Here is a 24564-nt window from a genome sequence, read left to right as displayed (position 1 = left end):
TTGACTTCGGCCGGGTGACGACCGCGGCCTGTTGAGCGCCGCTCGGTCTCCCCGTTCCCGTCCCGTCGTCGTTCTTGCACCCATTCGCGAAAGGCACCCTCGTGCTCGCTCGTCTCCGCCGTGTCCCGTTCGCGGCGCAGGTCCTCCTCGCCCTCGTGCTGGGCGTGGTCCTGGGCCTCGTCGCCCGTGAGATGGGTCCGGTCGGACCCGAAGAACCCAACTGGCTGACCAGCACCCTGCAGACCATCGGCACCACCTTCGTCACGCTGCTGAAGGCGTTGGTCCCGCCGCTGATCGTCACCGCGGTGATCGTCAGCATCGCCAATCTCAAGCAGGTCTCCAACGCCGCCCGGCTGGCCGGTCAGACCCTGCTCTGGTTCGGGATCACCGCCCTGATCGCCGTCGCGATCGGCATCGGCCTCGGCCTGCTCACCGAGCCGGGCCGCAACAGCTCCGTCGATGCCGCCAGCCAGGCCGCTCCCGAGAAGACCGGTGGCTGGTTCGACTTCCTCACCGGAATCGTGCCGGGCAACGTCCTCGGGCTGCAGTCGTCGGCCGAGGGTGCGCTGTCCTTCAACGTGCTGCAGCTGATCGTCATCTCGGCCGCCATCGGCATCGCGGCCCTCAAGGTCGGCGAGGCCGCCGAGCCGTTCCTGGGCTTCGTCCGCTCGGCCCTGGCGATCGTGCAGAAGGTGCTGTGGTGGGTCATCCTGCTGGCGCCGCTGGGCACCGTGGGCCTGATCGGCAACGCCGTCGCCAGCTACGGCTGGGAGTCGCTCGGCTCGCTGGGTGTCTTCGCCGGCGCCGTCTACGTCGGGCTGGCCCTCGTGCTGTTCGTCGTCTACCCGGTGCTCCTGCGGCTGCACGGCCTCTCGCCGCTGCGGTACTTCGCGGGCGCCTGGCCGGCCATCCAGCTGGCCTTCGTCTCCCGCTCCTCGATCGGCACCCTGCCGGTGACCGAGCGGGTGACCGAGCAGAACCTGGGCGTCCCGCGCTCCTACGCCTCCTTCGCCGTCCCGCTCGGGGCGACGACCAAGATGGACGGCTGCGCGGCGATCTACCCGGCGCTCGCGGCGATCTTCGTGGCTCAGTTCTTCGGCGTGGACCTGGCGGTCACCGACTACCTGCTGATCGCGCTGGTGTCGGTCATCGGCTCGGCGGCCACCGCCGGGACGACCGGCGCGGTGGTCATGCTGACCCTGACGCTGTCCACCCTCGGCCTCCCGCTGGCCGGCGTCGGCCTGCTGCTGGCCGTCGACCCGATCCTGGACATGGGCCGGACCGCGGTCAACGTCGCGGGGCAGGCGCTGGTGCCGACGATCGTGGCCAAGCGCGAGGGCATCCTCGACATCGAGCGGTACCGGTCGACCTCCACGATCGAGCCGCTGGCCCGGGTCGAGGAGCGTGGCGGTGTGGACACCGACCTGCGCCGTCCGGAGCCCGCGACGGTGTAGTTCCACACCACGACGACCGGCCCGGTCCTCCCTGTGGAGGGCCGGGCCGCTCGTCGTCCCGGATCAGCGGGCCAGGTCCGCGCAGCTGGTCTCGTCGGGCAGCAGCGGGCGGAAGGAGACCGACCACCGCATGCCGTTCGCCGTGGTCCACGGCGTCGCGGCGTTGGCCGAGCGGGCTGCCTCCAGGACCGCCCGGGCCTCCTCGCCGGTGGCCGTCACGCAGGTGACGTCCGGCGGGCCGCCGGTCGTCTCGCCCGGCAGCGGCGGGCCGGGCCACGGGGCATGCGGCTGGGCGAGCCCGTCCCCGCGATCGACCCACGGGGAGACGACGGCCGAGACGACGTCGGCCGCGTAGGGCCCGGTGCCTGCACCGAGGTCGGTCAGGGAGCTCAGGAGATCGATGAGCTTCCCGCGGGCCTTCTCCTGCTCGCCGGTGAGCCCACTGCCTCCGGGGGTGTCCCACAACGCGTAGGCCTCGCGCACGTAGGTGTCCGCGGCGGTCACGACCGTGAACCGGGTGGTCGGTGCGTCGGCGATCGGGGGGAGCCCCAGATCGAAGGTGTCGGCGACCCCGGCGGCCATGGCGCGGTCCACGAGGCCCTGCACCTCGCTCCGCGCGATCTGCTGCACCTGCAGGTTGGGCAGCGCCGGGCCCGGATGGACCTCGATGACGGGGCCTTCGGTGATCACCCGCCCGTCGGCGTAGACGCTCACGAGGGGCAGCCGCGCAGCGAGCATCGACGGCGTGGCATAGCCACCGGTGTGCTCCACGCGGAGGACGAGGCCCTCGGTCGCCGCTGCCTGGGACGACGAGGGCGCAGGGGTGCCGGGGGCCGCCACCCCGCCGCGCTCCGCGCACGCCGGGAGCCCCAGGAGCAGGGCGGCCGTGAGCACCGGCCGGACCACTCTCATGATCGTCATGCCACCACCACGACGGGGCCGCGGAGACGGTTCCCGCGCCCGGTAGCGTCGGCGCCCGTGCGTCTGGTCCTTGCCCGCTGCTCCGTCGACTACATCGGGCGGCTCACCGCCCACCTGCCCATGGCGACCCGCCTGCTGCTGGTCAAGGCGGACGGCTCGGTGTCCATCCACGCCGACGACCGCGCCTACAAGCCGCTGAACTGGATGAGCCCACCCTGCACGCTCAAGGACGAGCTGGTGGACGGCTCGGGCACCTGGACGGTCACGAACAAGGCCGGCGAGCAGCTGATCATCACCATCGAGGCCGTGGAGCACGATCACTCCGCCGACCTCGGGGTCGACCCCGGTCTGCAGAAGGACGGCGTCGAGGCCGAGCTCCAGCGGTTGCTCGCGCTGCACGTGGAGACCTTCGGGCCGGGGTGGTCGCTGGTGCGCCGCGAGTACCCGACCGCCATCGGGCCGGTCGACCTGCTCTGCCGCGACGCCTCCGGCGCCGTGGTGGCCGTCGAGATCAAGCGGCGCGGCGAGATCGACGGCGTGGAGCAGCTCACCCGCTACCTGGAGCTGCTCAACCGGGATCCGCTGCTCGCCCCGGTCAAGGGCGTGTTCGCCGCGCAGGAGATCAAGCCCCAGGCGCGGGTGCTCGCTCAGGATCGCGGCATCGACTGCGTCACCGTCGACTACGCCGTCCTCAAGGGCACCGACGACCCCTCCGAGCGGCTGTTCTGACAGGCCGACGCCGACCTGAAGTTACCGACCGGTAGACCCGCGCAGCGGTGGTTCGCCCGGGGTGAGAGACTCACCCGCGATCACCGGTGTGAGGAGATGAGCTCGTGGCCAGGGAACTGAACGAGGTCGGCGTCGTGGGGCTGGGCACCATGGGTGCCGGCATCGCCGAGGTGCTCGCGCGGGCGGGCCTCTCGGTCACCGCCGTGGAGGTCACCGAGGACGCGCTGGCCCGGGGACGCGGCCACGTCGAGCAGTCCACCGACCGGGCCGTGAGCCGCGGCAAGCTCGACCCGGCCGACCGGGACGCGATCTTCGAGCGGATCCGCTTCACCTGCTCGATGGAGGACCTCGCGAACGCCGAGCTCGTCATCGAGGCCGTGCCCGAGCGCATGGAGCTCAAGGCCGAGGTCTTCGCCGAGCTGGACAAGATCTGCCCGCCGGACACGATCCTGGCGACCAACACCTCGAGCCTGTCGGTGACCGAGCTCTCCGTGGCCACCGGCCGGCCGAGCAAGGTCATCGGGATGCACTTCTTCAACCCGGCGCCGGTCATGAAGCTGGTGGAGGTGGTGCGCACCGTCGTCACCGAGCAGTCGGTCGTGGACGACGTCGAGGCGCTGGCCGAGCGGCTCGGCAAGGTCGACGTGACCATCGGCGACAAGGCCGGGTTCATCGCCAACGCACTGCTGTTCGGCTACCTCAACCACGCGGTCTCCATGTTCGAGAACCGCTACGCCACCCGTGAGGACATCGACGCCGCCATGCGGCTGGGCTGTGGCCTGCCCATGGGCCCGCTCGCGCTGATGGACCTCATCGGCATCGACACCGCCTACGAGATCCTCGACACGATGTACAAGCAGTCGCGCAACCGGCTGCACGCCCCGAGCCCGGTCATCAAGCAGATGATGACCGCGGGCCTGCTCGGCCGGAAGTCCGGCCGCGGCTTCTACACCTACGCAGAGCCCGGCTCGGCCGAGGTCGTCGACGACGCCGCGACCCCAGCCGCCGGGGGAGCCGCGGAGGGCGCCCGGCCGGTGCGGGCCGTGGGCGTCATCGGTTCGGGCACCATGGCCACCGGGATCCTCGAGGTCGTCGCCAAGGGCGGCTACGACGTGCGCTTCGTCGCCCGCACCCCGGAGAAGGTCGAGGCCGCCACGTTGGCCCTCACCAAGTCGCTGGAGAAGCAGGTGGTGCGCGGCCGCCTCGACGAGACCGCCCGGGACGAGATCCTCGCCCGGGTCACCGGCACCACGTCGCTGGACGAGCTGGCCGACCGCGACCTGATCATCGAGGCCGTCGTCGAGTCGCTGTCGGTGAAGGAGGCGCTCTTCGCCAACCTCGGTGAGATCGCCAAGCCGGGCGCGGTGCTCGCGACCACCACGTCCAGCCTGCCGGTCATCGAGTGCGCCAAGGCCAGCGGCCGCCCGGCCGACGTGGTCGGCATGCACTTCTTCAACCCGGCGCAGGTCATGAAGCTGGTCGAGGTCGTCTCCACCATCTCGACCGCGCCGGACGTCGCGGCCACCGCGCACGCGGTCAGCGCGCAGCTGGGCAAGCACGCGGTGTCCTGCACCGACCGCGCCGGCTTCATCGTGAATGCGCTGCTGTTCCCGTACCTCAACGACGCGGTGAAGATGCTGGAGGCGCACTACGCGACCGCCGACGACATCGACGCCGCCATGAAGGTGGGCTGCGGCTACCCCATGGGGCCCTTCGAGCTGCTCGACGTCGTGGGCCTGGACGTGTCGCTGGCCATCGAGCGCGAGCTCTACACCGAGTTCCGCGAGCCCGGGTTCGCGCCGGCCCCGCTCCTGGAGCACCTGGTGACCGCCGGCTACCTCGGCCGCAAGACCGGCCGCGGGTTCCGGGACTACGCCGCTCGCTGACGGTGCCCCGTCGGCGACCACGGGCCGGGTCCCGCCCCTCGGGGCCGGACCCGGCCCGTCGCGTCGAGACCGTCGAGGAGGCCGCCGACGGTGACTGGGTGGTCCGCCCGCTCACCGGGGCCGCGACGGGCAAGACCTACCGCTGCCCGGGCTGTGACCAGGAGATCCGGCCGGGTACCCCGCACGTCGTCACCTGGCCCGCCTACGCCCGTGACTCCGACCTCGACCCCTGGGACACCGAGTCCGCCGCAGACCGGCGCCGGCACTGGCACGCGACCTGCTGGCGGGCGCGGGACCGGCGCCGGTAAGGACCCCCCTGCCCCCCACCGGAGAAGGACCCCGTCCTGCCCACCCTTCGCACGCTCAGGGCGGGGCCCGGGACGGGGCCGGCGGCGGGCCCCTGCAGGGGGGGCCGTCCTGCCGCCCGCCCTTGCATGCTCGCGTGGGCCCCTGCAGCGGGGCCGTTGCATCACCTCGCCCGGGCGAAGACGATCACGTTGTCCTCGTAGCTGCCCCGCGACCGGTCGAAGGCGCCGCCGCAGGTGATCAGCCGCAGCTCGGCTCCTGAGGTGGGTGCGTAGACCTCGGCGGCCGGGAAGTCGCTCTTGGCGCGGTGGACGACGCGCGTGACGGTGAACCGGGCCGTGCTCCCGTCGGCGCGCCCGACCAGGACCTCCTCGCCGGGGTCGAGGTCGGCGATGCCGGCGAACGCGGCGGGCGAGCCGGCCCAGTCCACGTGCCCGGCGAGCACCGCAGGACCGGTTCCCCCGGGAACCGGGCCGCCGGTGTACCAGCCGGCGGTCGCTGGATCCGCGGGCGGCACCAGCGCACCGGAGGCGTCCAGCCCCGCGCCGGTGAGCGGGGCGTCCACGCCCACGGAGGGGATCAGGACGCGGACGGGTGCGGTCTGCTGCTGGGGAGCGGGAGCGAGGACGACGGGCCCCGTCGTCGCATGGGCGCTGGTTCCCGGCGTCGAGAACCCCACGGTCACGGCGAGACCGGTGACCGCGAGGACGACGCGTCCCCGGCGGCCGGCTGCGCCCAGCACCGCCACGAGTGCCGTGGCGAGCGGCAGGGCGAGCGGCAGGGCGGGTGCTGCACCCGGGAGAGGACCGGTGCCCGCCTCCACACCACCGGCCGGAACCACGGACGGCCCGGCGGCGTCGAGTACCGGCCGGACGGTCAGGCCACCCTCCGGGCGGTCGAGCACGATCAGCGTGACCACCGAGCCCGCGACGAACGACATCGGCACCTCGGCCGCCGCGACGCCGCCTCCGCCGACGGTCAGGGTCGCCGCCCCGGCCGGGACCGTGCGTGCTTCTCCGCCGGCACCGAAGGGCAGCCCCGTGGCCAGTGACGGCCCGCCGCGCACCGCGACGTCCAGGGCCGGGATCTCGGCGGCCGCCGCCAGGACGCGGACGCGTGCGGAGCCGGGCGGGGGAGCGGAGAGGTCGTCGGTGAGCGAGTGCAGAGCGAGGTCGGCGAACCGGCCGCCGAGGGTCACCGTCCCGGCCGCTCCGGCGGCCACCTCGACGCGGGCCGACAGCACCGGCGGGACGGTGCGCTCACTGCCCGCGGCACGCACGCTCACGGCGTACGCGCCGGGAACGAGCTCGACGACGTCGCTGACCGTGCCGTAGGAGAGCCCGGCGACGAGGTCGGGTCCCGGATGGGTCAGCGGTTCTCCGGAGCCGGGGGCCACGGGGGCGACGGCGACGTCCACGGCCGGCGTGTCAGGGGAGAGGTGCGCCACGCGCAGGCGCCCGGCCTCCTCGGCCGCTGCCGGAGGCATGCCGAGGGACCACACGAGCGCCCCCAGCACGACGACGAACAGCCCGCGGCGGCCCCTCTGCAGGGTCCCGCCACGAGCTCGCGAGTGGCGGGGGGTAGGGGGGCCCTCTATCAGTGACGCCCCTGGCCGACCGGCTGGTCGATGGCCTGGGTCGGCGGCCCCTGGACCGGAGCCGGGGACGCACCCGGCCGCGGCGGCATCGGGAGCTGACGCGTCGCGGCCGGCTCCGGGCGGGTGGGCTGCCGCGCCGCGGCCGCCTCGCCCTCGCCCCTGGGGGCGGACGACGGCGTGGCATGCGTGGGCGTGGCCTGCGCCGCCGGCTGAGGGCGTCGCTCGGTCTCTCGTACGGCGGCAGCCTGCGACGCGGCGACGCTGGTGCCCGAGCCCGAGCCGGTCGGGGATGCCTGGCTCCGGGTCGGAGCCGGTGCCGGCTGGGGAGCGGTCTCCTGTGGAGCGGTCTGCTGCGGGCGGTCGCTGAGCTCCGGAAGGCTGCTGAGCAGCTGGCGGGCCTGCAGTAGCCGGCCGGTGAGCTCGTCGCGCACGTCGCGGATGGCCTCGGCCTTCGCCTCCGCCTCGGCGACGAGCTGCGCCGCGTGCTGCTCGGCTGCGGCGATCCGCTGGCGGGCGGCCTGCGTGGAGACGCGTTCGCGCTCTTCCTCCGCCGCGGCCGCCTCGGCTCGCCGAGCGCGCTGGGCGATGTCGAAGTCCTCCTCGACCTTGGCCCGGCGCGCCTGGGACTCGGCATCGAGCCGGGCCACCCGCTCCTGTGCCTTGGCGACGAGCTCGTCGGCGCGCTGCTGCGCCTTCTGGGCGATCTGCTCGGCGTTCTGCCGGGCCTCCGCGAGCATCCGCTCGACCTCGGCCTGCCCGGCGGCGTGCCGCTCGAGCAGCGCGCGCTCCTCGGCGGCGGTCTGCTCGCGGACCGCCTGCGCGTCCAGCTCGGCCGCGCGGCGGATCTCCCCTGCTTCCTCCTCGGCGAGCTGCAGCATGTGCTGGATGCGCTCGCTGATGTTCTCGAAGGTGGGGGCCGACGCCGAGGCGGCCTTGCGCCGGAGCGACTCGATCTCACCGTGCAGCGCGGAGAGCTGGCCGGCGAGGTCGGCGGAGCGGCTGACGGCCGCATCACGATCGGCGAGGGCGATCCGGAAGTCGGCCTCGAGCCGCTCGATGGTGTCGGCCACCTGACTGCGGTCGTAGCCCCGCAGCACCACGTCGAACGAGTGCTGGGCCTCGTGAGTCGGCAGCAAATCGCGGCGGGGATCGCTCATGTCGTCATCCTCGCAGAAGGTCAGTGGCTAGTCAGCGTGTCGGGGGGACAACCGGGGCCGGTGGGACGGCTGTGCCGTGGGACGGGGCCCCGTCCCACGGCACGGCCGAGCGGACTGTCGGCGGCCCTCCTGCGGGGCCCCGCCGGACTCCTTCTCGGTGGGGGTAGGGGCCCCGTCCGGAGCCTCACCCTGAGCGTGCGAAGGGTGAGGAGGGCAGGGTCCTCTCTCAGATGCCGCGGAAACGGTTGATGGCCTCGATGTGCTGCTCGCGCTTCTCCGGGTTCCGCACGCCGAGACCCTCCTCGGGGGCGAGGGTCAGGACGCCGACCTTGCCCTGGTGGGCATTGCGGTGGACGTCCAGGGCGGCCTGGCCGACCTCGTCCATCGGGTAGACCTTCGACAGCGTCGGGTGGATGAGGCCCTTGTCGATGAGCCGGTTGGCCTCCCACGCCTCCTTGTAGTTGGCGAAGTGCGAGCCGATGATCCGCTTGAGGTTCATCCAGAGGTAGCGGTTGTCGTAGGAGTGCATGTACCCGCTGGTGGAGGCGCAGGTGACGATCGTGCCGCCCTTCTTGGCGACGTAGACGCTGGCGCCGAAGGTCTCCCGCCCGGGGTGCTCGAAGACGATGTCGACGTCCTCCCCGCCGGTCAGCTCCCGGATCTTCTTGCCCAGGCGCTGCCACTCCTTGGGGTCCTGGGTGTGCTCGTCCTTCCAGAACGCGTAGCCCTCGGCGGAGCGGTCGATGATGAGTTCGGCGCCCATCCTGCGGACGATCTCGGCCTTCTCCGGGCTGCTCACGACGCAGATCGGGATCGCGCCGCCGCCCAGCGCCATCTGGGTGGCGTAGGAGCCCAGCCCGCCCGACGCGCCCCAGATCAGGACCGTGTCGCCCTGCTTCATGTTGGCGCCGTTGTGGCTGACCAGCTGCCGGTAGGCGGTGGAGTTGACCAGCCCCGGTGCGGCGGCCTCCTCCCAGGACAGATGGCCCGGCTTGGGCATCAGCTGGTTGCTCTTGACCAGGGCCAGCTCCGCGAGGCCGCCGAAGTTGGTCTCGAAGCCCCAGATCCGCTGCTGCGGGTCCATCATCGTGTCGTCGTGGCCGGCCGGGTCCTCCAGCTCGACCGACAGGCAGTGCGCGACCACCTCGTCGCCGGGCTTCCACTTGTTCACCCCCGGCCCGACCCGCAGGACGACGCCGGCCAGGTCGGAGCCGACCACGTGGTAGGGCAGGTCGTGGCGCTTGGTGAGCTCCGACACGCGGCCGTAGCGCTCCAGGAAGCCGAAGGTCGACACCGGCTCGAAGATCGACGTCCAGACGGTGTTGTAGTTCACCGACGACGCCATCACCGCGACGATCGCCTCGCCGGGGCCCAGCTCCGGGGTGGCGACCTCCTCGACGTGGAGCGACTTGCGCGGGTCCTTCTCCTTGGTCGGCATGCCCGCGAACATGTCCTGCTCGTCCTTGCGGACCAGGACGGCGCGGTAGGACTCCGGCACGGCCAGCCCTCCCACGGCGTCCAGCTGATCGCTGAGGATGGCGTCCCTGATCTCGTTCACGCGTTCTCCCGGGTCGTGGGTGGCCGTCGTCGGCCGGCTCGGAGGCGGTGCGGGTGGCGCGATGTTACCGATCGGTAACCCGCGGGTCGAGTGCGGTCAGTGGATGGGGGTGGCGGCCGGCTCGACCAGCTCCACCAGGACGCCACCGGCGTCCTTGGGATGCACGAAGTTCACCCGGCTCCCGGCGGTCCCGCGCTTGGGGACGTCGTAGAGGAGGCGCAGCCCGCGCTCGCGCAGCGTGGCGCTGACCGCCTCGACGTCCTCCACCCGGAAGGCCAGCTGCTGGAGGCCCGGGCCGGACCGGCCGATGAACTTCGCGATCGTCGACTCCGGCGTCAGCGGGGCGAGGAGCTGGATGCGGGTTGCGCCGTCGCCGACGGCCAGCATGGCCTCGCGGACGCCCTGCTCCTCGTTGGTCTCCTCGTGCACCGAGTGCACGCCGAAGGCCTGCGCGTAGAAGGCGATCGCCTCGTCCAGGTCCGGGACGGCGATGCCCACGTGGTCGATCGTGGTGAACAGCTCGCCGGGCAGCCCGGCATGCGTCTCATTGGTCACGCGCGCATCCTGCCGCCAAGACGTCTGAGACGACACATCGATGTGGCCGGGGTCACGCTCGCCGGCATTTCGTGCCTGGTCGCTCGTTGCACGTGTCGTCCTATCCTGATGGGCAGTCCGATTCCGCGCGGTTGCGCGGTCTGCCCTGTTGACACGGTCGCCAGCGTCGGCGGCCCGGCACTGGAGGCCCGTCATGAGCCAGCCCGCCCGCCCCCGCTCGGTCATCGTCAGCGGCGCCCGCACCCCGATGGGCCGTCTCCTCGGCTCCCTGAAGGACTTCTCCGCGGCCGACCTCGGCGGCATCGCGATCAAGGCCGCGCTGGAGCGGGCCGGGATCTCCGGCGCCCAGGTCGACTACGTGATCATGGGCCAGGTCATCCAGGCCGGCGCCGGCCAGAACCCGGCCCGCCCGGCCGCGGTCGCCGGCGGCATCCCCATGTCGGTGCCGTCGTTCACGCTGAACAAGGTCTGCCTGTCCGGCATCGACGCCATCGCCCTGGCCGACCAGCTGATCCGCGCCGGTGAGTTCGACGTCGTCGTGGCCGGTGGCATGGAGTCCATGACGCAGGCGCCGCACCTCCTCGCCAACTCGCGCACCGGCACGAAGTACGGCGACACCACGCTCATCGACTCCATGGCCCACGACGGGCTCTCCGACACCTTCGACCAGGTGGCGATGGGCGTGCTGACCGAGCAGGCCAACAGCCGCTACGGCCTCACCCGCGAGGAGCAGGACGCCTTCGCCGCGACGTCGCACCAGCGGGCGGCCGCGGCGGCGAAGAACGGCCTGTTCGACGACGAGATCACCCCGGTGCTCATCCCGCAGCGCAAGGGTGACCCCATCGAGTTCCGCGACGACGAGGGCATCCGCGCCGACACGACCGTCGACAGCCTGTCGAAGCTCAAGCCGGCGTTCGGCAAGGACGGCACGATCACCGCGGGCACCGCCTCGCAGATCTCCGACGGCGCCTGCGCGGTCGTCGTGATGAGCGCGGAGAAGGCCGCGGAGCTGGGGCTGACCCCGATCGCCGAGATCGGGGCGCACGGCGTCGTCGCTGGGCCGGACGCGACCCTGCAGAGCCAGCCGTCCCGGGCGATCGCCAAGGCCTGCGAGCGCGAAGGCATCGACCCCCAGGACCTCGACCTGGTGGAGCTCAACGAGGCGTTCGCCGCAGTCGGCATCGTCTCCACCCGCGAGCTGGGCATCGACCCCGAGAAGGTGAACGTCAACGGCGGCGCCATCGCGCTGGGCCACCCGATCGGCATGAGCGGTGCGCGCATCGTGCTGCACGCGGCGCTGGAGCTCGGTCGCCGTGGGGGCGGCGTGGCCGCCGCGGCGCTGTGCGGCGGCGGTGGTCAGGGCGACGCCCTGATCCTGCACGTTCCCGCTCGTTGACCGACCTCGCCGCCGGGACCGCCGTCCAGACGCCGGCCGGTCCCGCCCCGACCGGGCGGCGCGGTCGGCGGGCGGACGACGTCCCGACCCTGGTCGAGCGCGCCCGCGAGGGTGACGCGCGCTCGGTGGCGCGGTTGATCTCGCTGGTCGAGGACGCCAGCCCCGTCCTGCGCGAGGTCGCCGCGGCACTGGCCCCCCACACGGGGCGGGCGCAGGTGATCGGCCTGACCGGGTCCCCGGGTGTCGGCAAGTCGACGTCGACGACGGCGCTGGTCCGCGCGCTCCGTGCGGCGGGCAAGCGCGTGGGGGTGCTCGCCGTCGACCCGTCGTCCCCCTTCTCCGGCGGGGCGCTGCTGGGCGACCGGGTGCGGATGCAGGACCACGCGGGGGACCCCGGTGTCTACATCCGGTCGATGGCCTCCCGCGGGCACCTCGGCGGCCTCGCCTGGTCGACGCCGCAGGCGCTGCGGGTGCTCGATGCCGCCGGCTGCGACGTCGTGCTGATCGAGACGGTGGGCGTCGGGCAGTCGGAGCTCGAGATCGCCTCCCTGGCCGACACCACGCTCGTCCTGGTGGCGCCGGGGATGGGTGACGGCATCCAGGCGGCCAAGGCGGGGATCCTCGAGGTCGCCGACGTGTTCGTCGTCAACAAGGCCGACCGGGACGGCGCCGACCAGACCGTGCGCGACCTCCGCTACATGCTGTCCCTGGGCGGCCGGCACAGCGAGGGGGGCCACTGGCGGCCGCCGATCTGCAAGACCGTGGCCTCCCGCGAGACCGACAACGGCATCGACGAGGTCGTGGCGAAGATCGAGGCGCACCGTCAGTGGCTGGAGTCCTCCGGCGAGGGGCACCGGCGGCGCAGCGAGCGTGCGGCCCGCGAGATCGAGGCCATCGCGCTGGCCTCGCTGCGCGAGCGGATGGGTGACGTCCGCGGCTCGGCCGCGCTGGGTGCGCTCGCCGACCGGGTGGTGGCGGGCGAGTCCGACCCCTACCGGGCCGCGGACGAACTGCTCGACCAGCTCTGAACGCGCAGCCCAGCCCCCGGGCGGCCAGGATGGTCGGGTGAACGGGAAGCCGGACGCCGTCGTCGTCGGAGCGGGGCCCAACGGACTGGCCGCGGCCCTGCGCCTGTCCGCCGCGGGCCTCCGGGTCCAGGTCGTCGAGGTGGCCGAGCGCCCCGGGGGCGGGATGCGCACCGAGCAGCTCATGCGCCCCGGCTACTTCCACGACGTCTGCTCGATCGTGCAGCCGATGGCCGAGGCGGCGCCCTTCTTCCGGGAGTTCGACCTGGAGAGCCGCGGTGTCCGGCTCGTGCACCCGGAGATCAACTTCGCCCATCCGCTCGACGGCGGGCGGGCGTCGGTCTCGCGACGGTCACTGGAGGAGACGGCGGCGGGGCTGGGGAAGGATGCGGCGGCCTACCGTCGGCTGTTCGGGCCGCTGGTCGAGCACGGCACCGACGTCGTCGACTTCTTCCTCACCAGCCGGCTGCGCCGGGCTCCTACCCGGAGCGTCCCGCAGATCGTTCATTTCGGGCTCAACGGGCTGCCCAACGTGCGCTGGCTGGCGCACCGGTACTTCGACACCGAGGAGGCGCGCGCCCTGGTGGGCGGGGCGGCGGCGCACGGCATGCTCGACCTCAGTCAGCCGCTGACCTCCGCGCTGGGGATGCTGCTCACGATGCTGAGCCACCACGTCGGCTGGCCGCTGATCGAGGGCGGGTCGCAGAAGCTGGCCGACGCGATGGTCACCGCGCTGGAGGAGCAGGGTGGCGAGGTGGTGACCGGCCACCACGTCACCGACCTGCGCGAGTTCGACGGCGTCCCCGCGGTGTTGCTCAACACGACGCCCGAGGCCTTCGTCTCCATGGCCGGTGACCGGGTCCACGAGGGGTACCGACGCTGGGTGTCGCGGTACCGCCACGGTGCCGGCGTCTTCAAGATCGACTGGATCCTGTCCGAGCCGGTGCCGTGGACCAACCCCGACGTCCGGCGGGCCGGGACGATCCACGTCGCCGGCAACCTGGACGAGACGATCGCCGGCGAGCGGGCGCCCAACCAGGGGCAGCTGACCGACCGCCCCTACGTGCTCGCGGTGCAGCCCACGGTGCCCGACCCCACCCGAGCGCCCGAGGGCGGCCACATCCTCTGGGCCTACGTGCACGTGCCGCACGGTGCGGACGTGGACATGACCGAGGCGATCGAGAACCAGATCGAGCGGTTCGCACCCGGGTTCCGCGACACGATCGTGGAGCGGTACACGAAGGACGCCGTCGCCATGGAGCGGTGGAACCCCAGCTACCTGGGTGGGGACATCTCCAACGGGCAAGCCACCCTCGCTCAGATGCTCGCCCGGCCGGTGCCTCGGTGGAACACCTACAAGACACCGGCCAAGGGCGTCTACCTGGCCTCGGCTGCCACCCCGCCCGGGCCCGCGGTGCACGGTGCCTGCGGGGACAACGCCGCGCGGGTGGCGCTGCGCGAGGTCTTCGGTGTCCGGCACGTGCCGCCGCTGCGCCCCGCCCTGCGCTGATCGGGCCACAGCGGCCCGGTCCCGAGGCTCGCGGCCCCGTCCAGAGGCTCGCGCCGAGCGTGCGAGGCGTGAGGGGGAAGGGGTTCTTCTACGGTGAGGAGGACCGGGTCCTCTCTCAGGCGATCCGTCGGGCGAAGTTGTAACCCTCCATGTCCACCGTGCGCTGGCTGACGCCGGTCTCTTCGCTGCCGGCGTCCACCATCTGGCCGTCCCCGACGTAGATCCGCACGTGGCTGACCGGCTCGTAGAAGAAGACCAGGTCGCCAGGCTGCAGGTCGGCTCGCGCGACCGGGGTGCCCATCTCCGACTGGCTCCGGCTGGAGTGCGGCAGCTCGATGCCCGCGGCCCGGTAGGCGTACTGCGTCAGCCCCGAGCAGTCGTAGCTGTCCGGCCCCGTCGCGCCGTACTCGTAGGACTTCCCGACCTCTGCGCGGGCAGTGTCGACGGCGGTCCGCGCAGCGGCGCTCGGCGCCGGGGCGGAGCTGCTCGACGACGACGACGCGGGCTCGGCGGCGGCGGTACCCGGCGCCACCACGATCGCGAGTGAGGCGGCCGTGCCGGCGAGCAGGCCGGTGCCGAGCCGACGCAGCGGCCGGTGTCCGGGGGTGCAGAGCTTGTGGGCGTCCGGGGTCGGGCGAGTGGTCACCATCGGTGGCGGCTCTCCTTCCGTTCGTCCGCCGCGGCCGGTCGCGGGCACGGCGCGGCACACCTGCGCTGGGGATGGAATGCGGTGCGGGTGCGTGCGGCCGGCTCGCCGGGCGGGCCCTCGCGGGCACACCGCTCCGCGGCTGCGGCGGTACCGATCCGGGGCCACCCTCGTCGGGCGACGACCACCCGGCCGGCTCGTCCACCGTAGGAACGCTCCGTGGTGGACCACAACCGCGCGGTCGCCAAATCGAGAGGTCGACCCGTCGACATGTCGCCGGAGGCCCCGTCATCAGCGGGCATGCAGGCGTCGTGTGGAACCGATCACTTCTCGGGCCGGGACCGCGTCCGCATGCCGACGAGCGCGGGATGCGACGGCCTCGACCCCCCTGATGCGCACGAGGGCGGGACACGAGGCAGAGGGACTGCGCCGGTAGCGTCGAGGCCATGGTGCGACCGCTCGGGCTGCCCTTCGATCCCATCGAGCGCGCCGGGCAGACCTGGGAGGAGCGCTTCGGTCCCGCGTCGGCGATGCGCGCCGCGACGTCGGTGTTCCGTGTCCAGCAGATCCTGCTGGCCCGCTTCGACGAGGCGGTCAAGCCGCACGGGCTGACCTTCGCCCGCTACGAGGTGCTGGTCCTGCTCACGTTCAGCCGTACCGGGGAGCTGCCGCTCAAGGTCATCGGCAGCCGGCTGATGGTGCACCCGACCAGCGTCACCAACGCCATCGACCGGCTCGTGGCGGCCGGATACGTGCGGCGGCGGCCGAATCCCGACGACGGGCGGGGCGTGCTGGCCGGCATCACCGACGCCGGGCGGGAGGTGGTCGGGACGGCGACCGCCGCCCTCACGGCCCTCGACTTCGGGCTCGGCGACCTGTCCGAGCAGGAGCGGGCCGCTCTCTTCGCCATCCTCCGCCGGGTCCGCCTGGGCGCCGGTGACGTGGAGGGAGGGGGCGCGAACGCCGAATGATCGACGGAAGATAGTTGGACGTCCTACTATCGATGCCATGGGACAGGACGCCGGGCAGCGGTGGCAGCAGCGGTACGACGCGGCGCTGGCCGCGGGCAGGGTGCGCGATGCCGACTTCACGACCCTCTCGGGCGTGGAGGTGGCCCCGGTCTACGGCCCGGCGGACGAGTCCGCCGTCCCCGGGTTCGAGCGCATCGGCTATCCGGGTGAGTTCCCCTTCACGCGCGGGCTGCACGCCACCGGCTACCGCGGGCGGGCGTGGACCATCCGCCAGTTCGCCGGCTTCGGGAACGCCCGGCAGACCAACGAGCGGTACCGCATGATCCTGGCCGAGGGTGGGGGAGGTCTCTCGGTCGCCTTCGACATGCCGACCCTCATGGGCCGCGACTCCGACGACCCGCGGGCACTGGGGGAGGTCGGCCACTGCGGCGTCGCCATCGACACCGCGGCCGACATGGACGTTCTCTTCGACGGCATCCCGCTCGACGAGACGACGACGTCGATGACGATCAGCGGTCCCGCCGTCCCCGTGTTCTGCATGTACCTGGTCGCCGCCGAGCGGCAGGGCGTCGACATCGGGAAGCTCAACGGCACGCTGCAGACCGACATCTTCAAGGAGTACATCGCGCAGAAGGAGTGGCTCTTCGCCCCTGAGCCGCACCTGCGCCTCATCGGTGACCTGATGGCCTACTGCGCCGAGAACATCCCGGCCTACAAGCCGATCTCGGTGTCCGGCTACCACATCCGCGAGGCCGGCTCGACGGCCGCGCAGGAGCTCGCGTTCACCCTCGCCGACGGCTTCGCCTACGTGGAGCTCGGGCTCTCCCGCGGGCTGGACATCGAGCAGTTCGCCCCCGGGTTGTCGTTCTTCTTCGACGCGCACATCGACTTCTTCGAAGAGATCGCGAAGTTCCGGGCGGCCCGCCGGATCTGGGCCCGGTGGCTGCGCGACGTCTACGGGGCGACCACCGAGAAGGCGCAGCAGCTGCGGTTCCACACCCAGACGGCCGGGGTGAGCCTCACCGCCCAGCAGCCGGACAACAACATCACCCGGACGGCGATCGAGGCCCTGGCCGCGGTCCTGGGCGGCACCCAGTCCCTGCACACCAACGCCCTCGACGAGGTCCTGGCCCTGCCGAGTGCCAAGGCCGCGCAGATCGCGCTGCGCACCCAGCAGGTCATCGCCGAGGAGACCGGCGTGATGAACGTGGCCGACCCACTGGGCGGCGCCTGGTACGTGGAGGCGCTCACCGACGAGCTGGAGCGGCAGGCGGAGGCCATCTTCAGCCGGATCCGGGACATGGGCACCGACGGCACGATGACCTCGGGCATCCTGCGCGGGATCGAGGACGGCTGGTTCACCGGGGAGATCGCCGAGGCCGCGTTCGTCTACCAGCGGGCGCTGGAGAAGGGCGACAAGAAGGTCGTCGGCGTCAACACGCTGACCGGGTCGGTGGACGCCCACGACAAGCTGGACATCCTGCGGGTCAGCCACCAGGTGGAGACCGACCAGAAGGCCGAGCTCCGTTCCCGGAAGCGGGCCCGCGACGACGACGCCGCGCGCGCCGCCGTCGCCCGGATGGTCGAGGTCAGCCGGACCGACGCGAACATGGTCCCGGCGATGCTGGACGCCGTCCGTGCCGAGGCGACCCTCGGCGAGATCTGCGACGCGCTGCGCACCGAGTGGGGGAGCTACACCGAGCCCGCAAGGTTCTGACGGCCTGGCCGAGCGGGGCCCGGAGGGTCCCCGAGGCCGGGCCGGGATGTCGCGCTGCGAATCCGGGGACGGCACCCGGCCGCGGTACGGAACGCGGGCCGCCCCGACGAGTCGGGCCCGGAGGGGCCGGCGAGAAGGGCCGGGAAGCGCTCCGCGCAGGTCGGGGACGCCCCCTGGCCGCGGTCGCAGCCCGGAGGGCGACAATGGACACATGCAGCCGAACCGTCCTGGACGTCCGGATCCCCGCGCCGCGGCCCAGCAGGCCCAGATGGCCGCCGCGATGGCCGGTGCCGTCGACCTCGCCGCCGTCAAGGCGCGCTCGGAGGCCGCCGCCCGCGCACAGGCCGCCCCACCGCCCAGCGCGAGTGCGCCGGCCGGTGCACCCGGCGCGGCGGTCGTCGACGTCACCGAGGCCACGTTCCAGGCAGAGGTGCTCGACCGCTCCTTCCAGGTGCCCGTCGTCCTCGACCTGTGGGCCGAGTGGTGCGGGCCCTGCAAGCAGCTCTCCCCGGTGCTCGAGCGGCTGGCCGCCGAGGGCGGCGGTTCCTGGGTGCTGGCCAAGGTCGACGTCGACGCCAACCCGGCGCTGGCCCAGGGCCTGCGGGTCCAGGGCATCCCCGCGGTCAAGGCCGTCTGGCAGGGGCAGCTCGTCGCCGAGTTCAGCGGCGCGATCCCCGAGGAGCAGGCCCGGCAGTTCGTCGACGAGCTGGTGCGGGCGACCACCGGCGGCGTCGTCCCCGGGGCGGAGCCGGACGCCGCCGGCGGCGAGGAGGACCCGCGGCTGGATGCGGCCGAGGCCGCGCTGGAGCGGGGGGACCTCGCCGGTGCGGAGGCTGCCTACCGGGCGATCCTCGACGCCGAGCCCGACCACCCGGTGGCCGGCCTGGCCCTGCGCCAGGTGCAGCTGTTCCGCCGCGCCGACGAGGCCGGCCCCGACGCGCTCGCCACGGCCGACGCCGCCCCCGACGACGTCGCGGCGCAGACGCGGGCAGCGGACTTCCTGCTGGGCACCGGCAATGTCGAGGCCGCCTTCGACCGGCTGCTCGACGTGGTCCGGCGCACCTCCGGCGAGGACCGCGATCGGGCACGCACCCACCTGGTGGAGCTGTTCGCGGTGGTCGGTGACGAGGACCCGCGGGTCGGCGCGGCCCGGCGCCAGCTCATGGCCGCCCTGTTCTGAAGAAGGACCCCGTCCTCCCCACCCTCCGCGAGCTCGCGAGCGGTGAGGGGGACCGGGTCCTCACTCGACGTCGCAGGCGCTGACGCCCTCGACGAAGCCGGCGCGGAAGAGATCGACGAGCTGGAAGCCGGAGAGGTCGGCCGCTCCCAGGACCTCCTCCTCGACGCCGTACACGAGCAGGAACAGCACGCTCTCGTCGAGGTCTCCGGGCGAGGCGAGCACACCTGGGACCTGGCGCTGGTAGACCGCCGCGCTGAACCAGCCGGTGAGGCAGACCGCGGAGCGCAGGGCGTCGGGGTCGGCTGGATCCAGGCCGAGCTGGCCCCGTGCGGCCAGGGCGTAGGGGATGGCGATCCCGGTGGCCACGGCGTAGTCGCCGATCCGGTAGACGTCCTGCGTCAGGTCTCGCTCGTCGTAGCCGACGAGGTTGCCCTCCTCGCAGTACACGAGGTCCCGGTCGTCGGGTGCGCAGTCCGGGGCGGTGCCGGCGAAGGGCTCGACCGCCGGTGGGTCGAACGATTCGCCGAAGACGTCGGTGAAGGCCTCCTCCCAGAACGCCGGTAGCGCCTCCTCGACGTAGCCGATCAGATCGCGGTAGGGCGCGTTGCCCTGCCGCTGGAAGTCCTCGTCGGTGACGAATTGCCCCTGGGTGAAGATGCGGTCGGGGCCGAAGTTGTCCCGGCAGGCGGTGGGTCCGTCGTCGAACCCTTCCTGGAATGCCGATGCGCGGTCGAAGTAGGAGCCGTGCGCGGACTCCCCGGCCGAGCTGGTGCCCACGGGGTCACGAAGCTGGAAGTAGCCGCGCAGCAGCTCGTCGAGCTCCGGCTCGCGCAGCCGGGATCGGGCGGCCTCGCCGTCGGCCACCCAGCGCGTCCAGCTGCCGGCCAGACAGTCGGCCTGTGTCTCGGTGGTGATCGAGGAGGCGGGCAGGCCGACCCTTCCCTGGACGGCGTGCCCGAACTCGTGCGCCATCACCAGCGCCGGGATGAAGCGGCCGAACTGCCCGGCCAGCTCGCCGAGGAACGCGCGGTCGTAGCTGATCGAGTCGCTGTTCGGTGCGTTCGGCGACTGGCAGTAGAAGGCGTTGTTCTCGAGCTCGCGGGGATCGGATCCGCACCCCACACCCTGCGGGTACTCCGCCGGGTCCACGTTGCCGGGGTCCACGCTGAAGTAGCCGCCCTGCAGGGGCGCGAAGGCCCCGCCGAACACCTCCGGGAAGACCTCGGACCAGTAGTCCTCCAGGTCGGCGAGCGCGGCTGCGGCCAGCTGGTCGACCTCGCCGCCGTCCGCGCCGACGACGGCGTCGCTCCCTCCGCCGGGTGGGGGCGCCTGGCGGGCCTCCGGCCGGCCGATGACGATCGTGGCGCAGCCGGTCAGCCCGACGGTCGTGAGCGCCAGGACGGCGGCCATCAGGCGGCGCAGGGGACGAGCCATGTCGGGTGCATCGGCGATCCGATGGCGCGGCAAACCCCGATGCCCGTCGGCCCCGTCCAGAGGCTCGCGCCGAGCGTGCGAGGCGTGAGTGGGACGGGTCCTCTTACAGTGAGAGGGACGGGGTCCTTCTCAGCGCTTGAGCTCGCAGGCGTCCCCGCCCTCGAGGAAGCCCGTGCGGAAGGCCCCGACGAGCTCGAACCCCGACGCGTCGAGGTTCGGGAAGACCTGGTCGTCGACGCCGTAGGTCAGCAGGAACTGCACGGCCTCGTCGACGTCGCCGGGGCTGATGCTCCCGCCGACGACGTCGACGAAGGCGTTGTCGTACCACTGGGCCTCGTACCAACCGGTCAGGCAGACGGCCGAGCGGGTGGCCGCCCCGTCGTCGATCGACAGCCCCGCCTGATCGCGCACCGCGAGGCTGTACGGCAGGGCCATCGCGGTCGCGAGCGCGAAGTCCCCGATCTCCTCGTACGCGGGTGAGGCCAGATCCGTCACATCGATGTAGACGGTGGAGTTCGACGGGCAGTACCCGAGGTCGCGGTCGTCGAGGCCCGCACAGTCCGGTGCCGTGCCTTGGAACCCCTCGACCGTCGGGGGTTCGAAATCGGTGCCGAAAGCCGTCGGGAACACCTCCGACCAGAACTCCGGCAGGGTGATCCCCACCCACTCGAGGATCAGGTCGAACTCGGCGTTGCCCTGGCTGGCGTACTCCTGGTCGTCCGTGAACGCGGCAGCGGTGAACAGCCGGTCCTCCCCGAAGTCGTCGCGGCAGGGCCCGACCCCGCCGTCGAAGCCCTCGTAAAAGGCCGACACCCGGTCGAAGTAGGAGCCGTGCGCCTGGGTGTCGTCCGGGTCGCTGCCGACGTCGTCCCGGAGCAGGAGGAACCCGCGGACCACGTCGTCGAGCTCCGGCGTCCGGATGGACACGTGCGTGGCTTCTCCGGCGGCGACCCAGCCGGTCCAGGCCCCGGCGAGACAGTCGGCCTGGGTCTCGTCCTGGATCCCCCGCCCGGAGAACCCGAACCGGCCCTGCATAGCGTGCCCGAACTCGTGGGCCATGACGACCGGCACCAGGAAGCGCCCGTACTCCCCGGCGAGTTCCTCCAGGAGGTCCCGGTCGTAGGCGATGAGGTCGCAGGCCGGGTCGTAGAACGCGTTGCCGGCCACGGAGTCGGGGGAGGTGGGCGAGCCCTCGCAGCCGATGCCGGTCTCGGGGTAGGCGTCCTCGTCGACGGCTTCGGAATCGACGGAGAAGTAGCCGCCCTCCAGCGGGACGTACTCCTCCCCGTAGAACTCCGGATAGGCCGACGCCCAGAAGGTGTCGAGGTCGGCGAGCGCGTTCCGCGCGAACTGGTCGATCGGCTCGTCGCCGACCCCGGTGATCGGGAACTCCTCGGCCGAGACGTCGACCGGTTCGCCGGGCCCGGGGGAGGCCCGGCCCACGACCACGTCGGCGGAACAACCGGAGAGCAGCACACCGACGACGAGGGTGGACAGGGCGCGGCGCAGTAGCGGCGTCATCCAGGTCGCCCCCTCGTCCGGCGAGCCAGGCCCTCCTGGGACGACCCGGCGCGAGCGGCAGCCGACCCAGGATGCCCCGTCCGGTGGGTCCGCGGGGCGCTCCGGCGCGCCGACGGCACCGGAGCCCCCGCGGGCTGCCCGCTGCTCAGCCCTCGTGCACGAACCAGACGGTGGCCAGCGGGGGAGCGGCCACGGTCGCCGAGTACGGCTGGCCGTGCCACGGCTCCGCGACCGCCTCCACTCCGCCCAGGTTGCCCACCCCGGATCCTCCGTAGCCCTCGGCGTCGGTGTTCAGCACCTCGCGCCAGAACCCTGCACGGGGCAGCCCGATCCGGTACCCGTGGTGGGCGGCGCCGGAGAAGTTGACCACGCACGCCAGGGCCGAGCCGGCCGCCGCCTGCTCCTCCGCCGCAGGCTCGTCCACGGTGTCCCGAGCGGTGTCCTCACCAGCGGGGCGCCCACCTGCTGGGGGGAGGCCGGCGCCCGCCTCGGCCGGTTTCCCGTACCGCAGGAACGACAGCACGTTGCCGGTGGCGTCGTTGGCGTCGATCCACTGGAACCCGGCCGGGTCGACGTCCAGCGACCACAGGGCGTCGAGTTCCTTGTAGCGGCTGTTGAGGTCGGTGACCAGCTGCAGCATGCCGCGGTGGGCCGGGTCCTCCAGGTGCCACCAGTCGAGGGAGCGGCTCTCGGCCCACTCGGCGTCCTGGGCGAACTCCGAGCCCATGAACAGCAGCTGCTTGCCGGGGTGGGCCCACATGTAGGCGAGGTAGGCCCGCAGGTTGGCCAGCTGCTGCCAGCGGTCCCCGGGCATCTTCCGGAGCAGCGAGCCCTTGCCGTACACGACCTCGTCGTGGCTGATCGGCAGCACGTAGTTCTCGGAGTAGGCGTAGTGCATCGAGAACGTGAGCTGGCCGTGGTGGTAGCTCCGGTGGACCGGCTCCTTCTCCACGTAGGCCAGCGAGTCGTGCATCCAGCCCATGTTCCACTTGAAGCCGAAGCCCAGGCCGCCGAGGTGGGTGGGGCGGGTGACGCCGGGCCACGCCGTCGACTCCTCGGCGATGGTGACCACGCCCGGCACCTCGCGGTAGACGGTGGCGTTCATCTCCTGCAGGAACGCCACCGCCTCGAGGTTCTCCCGGCCGCCGTACTTGTTGGGCGCCCACTCCGAGCGGGAGTAGTCCAGGTAGAGCATCGAGGCGACCGCGTCGACCCGGATGCCGTCGACGTGGAACTCCTTGGCCCAGTACAGCGCGTTGGCGACCAGGAAGTTGCGCACCTCGGACCGGCCGAAGTCGAAGACGTAGGTGCCCCAGTCCAGCTGCTCGCCGCGGCGCGGGTCGCCGTGCTCGTACAGCGGGGTGCCGTCGAAGCGGGCCAGCGCCCACTCGTCCTTGGGGAAGTGCGCGGGGACCCAGTCGACGATGACCCCGATACCGGCCTGGTGCGCGCGGTCGATCAGGTAGCGCAGGTCGTCGGGGCTGCCGTACCGCGAGGTCGGGGCGTAGTAGGAGGTGACCTGGTAGCCCCACGAGCCCCCGAAGGGGTGCTCGGCGAGGGGCATGAACTCGATGTGGGTGAACCCGGCCGCCACCACGTAGTCGATGAGCTCGTCGGCCAACTCGCGGTAGGACAGGCCCTGGCGCCAGGACCCGGCGTGCACCTCGTAGACGCTCATCGGCCGCTCGTGCCAGCCGGTGGCGGCACGGTCGGCCAGCCAGGCGTCGTCGCCCCACTCGTAGGTCGACTCGGTGACGATCGAGGCGTTGAGCGGGGGCACCTCGGTGGCGAACGCCAGCGGGTCGGCCTTCTCCCGCCATGTGCCGTCGGCTCCCAGGACGTGGAAGCGGTAGCGGCTGCCGGCCTGCACCCCCGGGATGAAGATCTCCCAGACCCCGGTCGAGCCCAGCGACCGCATCGGGTAGGCGCGGGCCTCCCAGTAGTCGAAGTCGCCGGTCACCTTCACGCCACGGGCGTTGGGCGCCCACACCGCGAAGGAGACGCCCTCGACCGTTCCACGGGGGGTGTCGTACCGGCGGACATGGGCGCCCAGCACCTCCCAGAGCCGCTCGTGCCGGCCCTCGCGGATGAGGTGGCGGTCCAGCTCACCGAGGGTGGGCAGCCAGCGGTAGGGATCGTCGACGGTGGAGGTGTTCTGGCCGCCCTCGCCGTCGCTGTAGACGACCTCGACCCGGTAGTCACCGGGCTGCGCCGGCAGCTGCGCCTCGTAGATGCCGCCGCCGTGCACCTGGCGCGCGGCGTAGCGGGTGCCGTCCTCGTCGACGACGGCGACGGCGACGGCGTCCGGCCGCAGCGTGCGCACCACCCAGCCGGCACCGGTCCGGTGCGTGCCCAGGACACCGTGCGGATCGTGGGACCAGCCCTCGACGACCGCCCGCAGCTCGTCCTCGGAGACCTCGCGCACCTCGCCGGAGGGAGCCGCCTGGCCGGTCTCGGCCTGGGTCTCCGCCGGGGCGGTGCTCGCGTCGGAGGGATCGTCTCGCGGTGCGCCCTCGGGAGTGCCGCCCTCGCCGGGCGCCTGCGGCGTGCTCGGCTCCGCCGGATCCGGGGAGGGCGGTGCAGGCTGCTCGGCCGGCGCGCCCGTCGGGTCGCCCGGCTCCGCGATGGGTGCGGGCGCGACCACCGGGTTGGCCGTGGCGGGATTGTCCTCGGTGCTCGGGTCCGGGTTCACCTTCTTGGCCGCGGCCCGCTTCGTGGCCGGCGCCTTCGTGGCCGGCGCCTTCGCGGCCGGCGCCTTCTTCGCCGCCGGAGCCTTCTTGGCGGCCGCCGTCTTGGTGGGGGCCTTCTTGGCGGCGGCGCGCTTCGTCGCCTTCTTGGCCGGTGCCGCGTTCACGATGGGCTCGCTGCCCGCGGCGGCCTCGGCCGCTGCCACCCTCTCGTCCACGGCACGCTGGAGGTCGTCCTTGTCGGCCACCGGCGTGGTCCCGGGGGCGGTGCCTCGGTCGTCGGTCCTCATCGTCTCGCCGTCCTCTTGGCTCGG

At 72.8% G+C, this 24564-nt stretch carries 19 protein-coding genes; 10 read left to right on the top strand and 9 right to left on the bottom strand.

Going from position 1 to position 24564, the window contains the following annotated elements:
- The first annotated feature begins 101 nt into the window (after positions 1-101).
- On the top strand, positions 102-1454 hold the full coding sequence (locus CHB94_RS08390) for a dicarboxylate/amino acid:cation symporter (protein WP_089336118.1): 1353 nt from the start codon (positions 102-104) through the stop codon (positions 1452-1454).
- Positions 1455-1517: 63 nt separating this feature from the next.
- Here the strand turns inward: CHB94_RS08390 and CHB94_RS08385 are convergent, their stop codons facing one another.
- Positions 1518-2375 (bottom strand): hypothetical protein, encoded by an 858-nt coding sequence (locus CHB94_RS08385; protein ID WP_089336117.1) that lies wholly within the window; start codon positions 2373-2375, stop codon positions 1518-1520.
- A gap of 57 nt (positions 2376-2432) precedes the next feature.
- Here CHB94_RS08385 and nucS point away from each other — a divergent pair, with 57 nt between their 5' ends.
- The 3 genes from nucS (at position 2433) to CHB94_RS08370 (ending at position 5298) form a co-directional block, all read left to right on the top strand.
- Complete coding sequence (nucS, locus tag CHB94_RS08380) at positions 2433-3104, top strand: endonuclease NucS (protein WP_089336116.1); 672 nt, start codon at positions 2433-2435, stop codon at positions 3102-3104.
- A gap of 104 nt (positions 3105-3208) precedes the next feature.
- Positions 3209-4990 carry a 3-hydroxyacyl-CoA dehydrogenase family protein gene (locus CHB94_RS08375; protein ID WP_089336115.1) on the top strand — a complete coding sequence of 594 codons (1782 nt, stop codon included), beginning with the start codon at positions 3209-3211 and terminating at the stop codon, positions 4988-4990.
- 2 nt (positions 4991-4992) lie between these two features.
- Positions 4993-5298, top strand: a complete 306-nt coding sequence (locus CHB94_RS08370; protein WP_089336114.1) for an Rv1322 family protein — start codon at positions 4993-4995, stop codon at positions 5296-5298.
- A gap of 161 nt (positions 5299-5459) precedes the next feature.
- On the opposite strand, the gene CHB94_RS26085 is transcribed toward CHB94_RS08370, so the two are convergent.
- The 4 genes from CHB94_RS26085 to mce all read right to left on the bottom strand — a co-directional run bounded on the left by CHB94_RS26085 (position 5460) and on the right by mce (position 10163).
- Positions 5460-6782 carry a class F sortase gene (locus tag CHB94_RS26085; RefSeq protein WP_254920499.1) on the bottom strand — a complete coding sequence of 441 codons (1323 nt, stop codon included), beginning with the start codon at positions 6780-6782 and terminating at the stop codon, positions 5460-5462.
- A gap of 110 nt (positions 6783-6892) precedes the next feature.
- Positions 6893-8050, bottom strand: a complete 1158-nt coding sequence (locus CHB94_RS08355; RefSeq protein ID WP_089336113.1) for a coiled-coil domain-containing protein — start codon at positions 8048-8050, stop codon at positions 6893-6895.
- Between the two features lie 226 nt (positions 8051-8276).
- Entirely contained in the window at positions 8277-9608 is a 1332-nt protein-coding gene (ccrA, locus tag CHB94_RS08350; protein ID WP_089336112.1) for a crotonyl-CoA carboxylase/reductase, read from the bottom strand.
- Between the two features lie 96 nt (positions 9609-9704).
- A complete protein-coding gene (gene mce, locus CHB94_RS08345; RefSeq protein ID WP_089336111.1) occupies positions 9705-10163 on the bottom strand; it encodes a methylmalonyl-CoA epimerase in 459 nt (152 codons plus the stop codon).
- A gap of 193 nt (positions 10164-10356) precedes the next feature.
- On the opposite strand from mce, the gene CHB94_RS08340 reads away from it, so the two are divergent.
- From CHB94_RS08340 to CHB94_RS08330, 3 genes are read left to right on the top strand one after another with little or no spacing between them, the layout of a single operon-like run.
- Entirely contained in the window at positions 10357-11559 is a 1203-nt protein-coding gene (locus tag CHB94_RS08340) for an acetyl-CoA C-acetyltransferase (RefSeq protein WP_089336110.1), read from the top strand.
- Positions 11556-12587, top strand: a complete 1032-nt coding sequence (meaB, locus tag CHB94_RS08335; protein WP_089336109.1) for a methylmalonyl Co-A mutase-associated GTPase MeaB — start codon at positions 11556-11558, stop codon at positions 12585-12587. Before CHB94_RS08340 ends, meaB begins: the two co-directional genes overlap by 4 nt.
- 37 nt (positions 12588-12624) lie before the next feature.
- The gene (locus CHB94_RS08330; protein ID WP_089336108.1) at positions 12625-14094 is read left to right on the top strand and encodes a phytoene desaturase family protein; all 1470 of its coding nucleotides are present in this window, start codon (positions 12625-12627) and stop codon (positions 14092-14094) included.
- 115 nt (positions 14095-14209) lie between these two features.
- On the opposite strand, the gene CHB94_RS08325 is transcribed toward CHB94_RS08330, so the two are convergent.
- Positions 14210-14743, bottom strand: coding sequence for a C40 family peptidase (locus CHB94_RS08325; RefSeq protein ID WP_089336107.1), 534 nt, complete (start codon positions 14741-14743; stop codon positions 14210-14212).
- A 443-nt stretch (positions 14744-15186) separates the two neighbouring features.
- Between CHB94_RS08325 and CHB94_RS08320 the strand changes: the two genes are divergently transcribed.
- From CHB94_RS08320 to CHB94_RS08310, 3 genes are all read left to right on the top strand, one after another.
- Positions 15187-15711: a MarR family winged helix-turn-helix transcriptional regulator gene (locus CHB94_RS08320; protein WP_089336106.1), complete on the top strand. Its 525-nt coding sequence runs from the start codon at positions 15187-15189 to the stop codon at positions 15709-15711.
- A 37-nt stretch (positions 15712-15748) separates the two neighbouring features.
- Positions 15749-17428 (top strand): coenzyme B12-dependent isobutyryl-CoA mutase large subunit, encoded by a 1680-nt coding sequence (gene icmA / locus CHB94_RS08315; RefSeq protein WP_089336105.1) that lies wholly within the window; start codon positions 15749-15751, stop codon positions 17426-17428.
- 211 nt (positions 17429-17639) lie between these two features.
- Positions 17640-18608 carry a tetratricopeptide repeat protein gene (locus CHB94_RS08310; protein ID WP_089336104.1) on the top strand — a complete coding sequence of 323 codons (969 nt, stop codon included), beginning with the start codon at positions 17640-17642 and terminating at the stop codon, positions 18606-18608.
- 60 nt (positions 18609-18668) lie between these two features.
- On the opposite strand, the gene CHB94_RS08305 is transcribed toward CHB94_RS08310, so the two are convergent.
- From CHB94_RS08305 to glgB, 3 genes are all read right to left on the bottom strand, one after another.
- The gene (locus tag CHB94_RS08305) at positions 18669-20042 is read right to left on the bottom strand and encodes a neutral zinc metallopeptidase (protein ID WP_254920498.1); all 1374 of its coding nucleotides are present in this window, start codon (positions 20040-20042) and stop codon (positions 18669-18671) included.
- Positions 20043-20171: 129 nt separating this feature from the next.
- Complete coding sequence (locus tag CHB94_RS08300) at positions 20172-21563, bottom strand: neutral zinc metallopeptidase (protein ID WP_089336103.1); 1392 nt, start codon at positions 21561-21563, stop codon at positions 20172-20174.
- 145 nt (positions 21564-21708) lie between these two features.
- Positions 21709-24540, bottom strand: a complete 2832-nt coding sequence (gene glgB / locus CHB94_RS08295; protein ID WP_089336102.1) for a 1,4-alpha-glucan branching protein GlgB — start codon at positions 24538-24540, stop codon at positions 21709-21711.
- Positions 24541-24564: the final 24 nt, after the last annotated feature.

Origin of the sequence: Blastococcus mobilis (genome assembly GCF_900188025.1) — a bacterium.
Lineage (GTDB): Bacteria > Actinomycetota > Actinomycetes > Mycobacteriales > Geodermatophilaceae > Blastococcus_B > Blastococcus_B mobilis.
Note: the sequence above shows the minus strand (reverse complement) of the source record. Positions and strands in the feature narration are given on the sequence as shown.